Raw genomic sequence first — 3,031 nt, 5'->3', positions numbered from 1 at the left:
TTTATGAACATAGTTTGGAACTTTGTCTCGTCAGGTGCAAGATCTGAGTTTAATGCAGGAGATTTTTTTTGAACTCAATCATCAGATTAGTTTAGAGAAACAGTTAGGCAAGATTCTTTCTCAGACTGACTCTGAGAATACTAAGAATTCAAAGGTAAGTCAAAATAAAGAAACATCTTCACCATTACTGATATATCGGTTTATTTATAATCCGTGGAAGAAAATTAAGGGTTGGGCAATTCAGGCGGCTAAATTGATTAATAATTATGTAATTCGTCCTGTTATTTATTTCTCACTACAATGTATAAGATGGGTTGACCTAATTATTGTTTCAACATTATGGCATCTTGCTTTTTTTATTGTTTTTGTTGTTACTTATATCTTCCTATTTCTAGTATATTTTGGGTGTCAAGGTATTGATAAAATTACATCAGATAGGTTTGATTTAGAGAATCTTTTTCAAAATCCAATCTCCTTTTTAGATTTCTGGGGTGAAGAAATAAGAAACTATTATTTTTTCATAGAGACATCATCTCAGTTTAATGCCATAGAAACCATTATAGAGAATGTTTTATTTTTCCTTTTTGCTGGATTTCCCAAACGGTTACAATTTCGTAATCGACGTTGGAAAGGATGGCTAAAAAGATGGAGTAATGAGCAAAAAATAAACCCACAAAATTCTAATACTCCACCCTCATCAAATACTCAGTCTGATGAGTATGGAGAAGCATTAAGAGACGGTGGGAAAATCTGGAAATGTCTTTATATGATGAATGAAGAGGAAAGAAATGCTTTATTACGTCAAGAACTGAATAAAAAAACATTTGAAAAGTTCCAAAAATTAACCACTGATCAACAAGTATCTAACTATTTATGGCAAACTTTAGATGAAGTTAGAACAACAGAAACTAAACAACTACAACAAGCAGAACAAAAACTAAAGGATAAAGAAAAAGAGTTACAACGTTCTTTAACTAATGCTGAAGTTGAGGTAAATAATAAAATTTCTCGTAAAGCTAACGCTGCTTACTGGAAACCCTTAGTTAATATTATTTTACGTTTAAAGTTCAACAAAAAAGAAATAGAGAAAATTTCAGCATCTGGGAAAACATTAAAGAATGTACCAATAGCTATAACCAGTTGGTCGGGGTTGATTGCTCTTTTTCTGGTTTGTTTTCTCTTAGTTTTATCCACTCAAACTGAGATTTTAAATGCTTTAATAGCTCAAATAAAAAAAATCATAGAAAATTATGAACAGCTAAACACTTTAGTAACAGAAATTACAGAGTTTATAAAAAACAATAAATTATTGAGTAGTTTTATTGCCTTAATTCCTGCCATTAAACCTTATTTAGATGCAGTGATACAAGAGAGGAAAAAAGTTAAAAGTGAACGAGAAAGTGAACTAAAAGAAGAACGTAAAAAAAGTGATAATCTTGTCAAAGAAGTTGCCCAACTTAAACAGCAAGTAGCCCAAAAGCGTCAAAACATAGGTATTACAGCTAACTATTCTTCCTTAATGGAATTTGTGACAGGAAGGCTAGAAAATCAGTCTTATGGACAACATTTAGGACTGATGAGACAAGTACAAAAAGACCTTGAGGATCTGTCTAGACATTTAACCGTTAATGACTATAACCGTGAGACATTAAAACAACTTTTTCCCAGAGGTCCAGCCCGAGTTATTATTTATATTGATGACCTCGATCGCTGTCCTCCTGATCGTGTAGTAGAAGTCTTAGAAACAGTCCAGTTATTATTAAAAACAGAATTATTTATTGTCGTTTTAGCCATAGACGATCGCTATATTTCCCGTGCCTTAGAACAAGTTTATACAGGAGTTCTTAAAAGAAAAGGGAAACCATCTGGACTAGATTACTTAGAAAAAATCATCCAAATTCCCTATAGAATGCGTCCCATTTCTCCTGAAAATGTGGAAAACTATTTATCCTCTCAAGTTGCTGTTAATAAAGATAAGAATACACAACAAAATCAAATTTCTGAGCAAAGTGTTAAAGAAAAAGACACTGAAAGAGATAATGATAAACTAGAAATATCCGAGCCTTTATCAGACAAATTAGATACTACAGATGAATCAAAGTCTGTTCCTGTAAATAATACTAATGATCAAGAAAATGATAATTCAGTAGAAGAGAAAGACAACGATGCTAATAAAAATAATTCTAAAAATGAACAAGATAATAATAAACAAGTTGACCTAAAAACTCAACCTAAAAAATCTTCAGAAAATGAAAATTTTAAATATATACAGACATCAACAGAAACTACAGACTTTGATCCAACTTTATTAGATATTTTAATAAAATGTTGTAAACCAGTTGATATAACCCCCAGAACTGCAAAAAGATTAATCAATATTACCAAAATTCTGCAAATTATTTGGTCTAAACCTAAACAGGATACAACCATTGAAGAAAAACGAATTGTTATCGCTTTTCTTGCTCTATCAGGACGTTATCCCAACTTTATGCGTTACCTGTTTGATGAAATCGATGTTTTACTAGAAGAAAGAACATTTTATAATAATGGTCAAGGGGAAAAATTAATAGAGAATGCTCAACTAAAAGATATTAATTTTGAAACAGAAATCCTTGATAAAATAAAACCCCAAACCGCAAAAAATGACTATTATTTTCAACGGGAATGGCGACGCTTTACCAACGATCTAAAACGGACTTTAGGTGAGCATTTTAAACAATTTTCCATTAGTCGTCGTGCCTTTAGTTTGATTATATCATTTTCTTTTGTTAGTGATCTTGGCTATGATCCCGATGATTATTCCAGCGAAAACCCATTAGATGAAACAGAAAAAATAGAGACATGGAAAAACTTATCAGTGGGACAATAACAATGGAAAAAGAAAAGGTTAAATTCTTGCTTTTTCCATAATCATTAAATTAAAATTTCCTTAAACTCATTCTAAACAATAACAATCAATTAGAATAAGAGAGTCTGATTTAGGTATCTTCTCAAAAAGCCAGGGGTCACTCGCTGCGAAAACTTAGGCCAA

Annotated in this window: 1 protein-coding gene; it reads left to right on the top strand. The window is 31.4% G+C overall.

The window, feature by feature from the left end; all coding sequences use genetic code 11:
- Nucleotides 1-52 precede the first annotated feature (52 nt).
- Nucleotides 53-2,869 carry a P-loop NTPase fold protein gene (locus P9B04_RS18555; protein ID WP_342056461.1) on the top strand — a complete coding sequence of 939 codons (2,817 nt, stop codon included), beginning with the start codon at nt 53-55 and terminating at the stop codon, nt 2,867-2,869.
- Nucleotides 2,870-3,031: the final 162 nt, after the last annotated feature.

Source organism: Crocosphaera sp. Alani8 (genome assembly GCF_038442745.1).
Lineage (GTDB): Bacteria > Cyanobacteriota > Cyanobacteriia > Cyanobacteriales > Microcystaceae > Crocosphaera.
The sequence above is the reverse complement of the archived record's forward strand: the minus strand, read 5'-3'. Positions and strand labels throughout refer to the sequence as shown.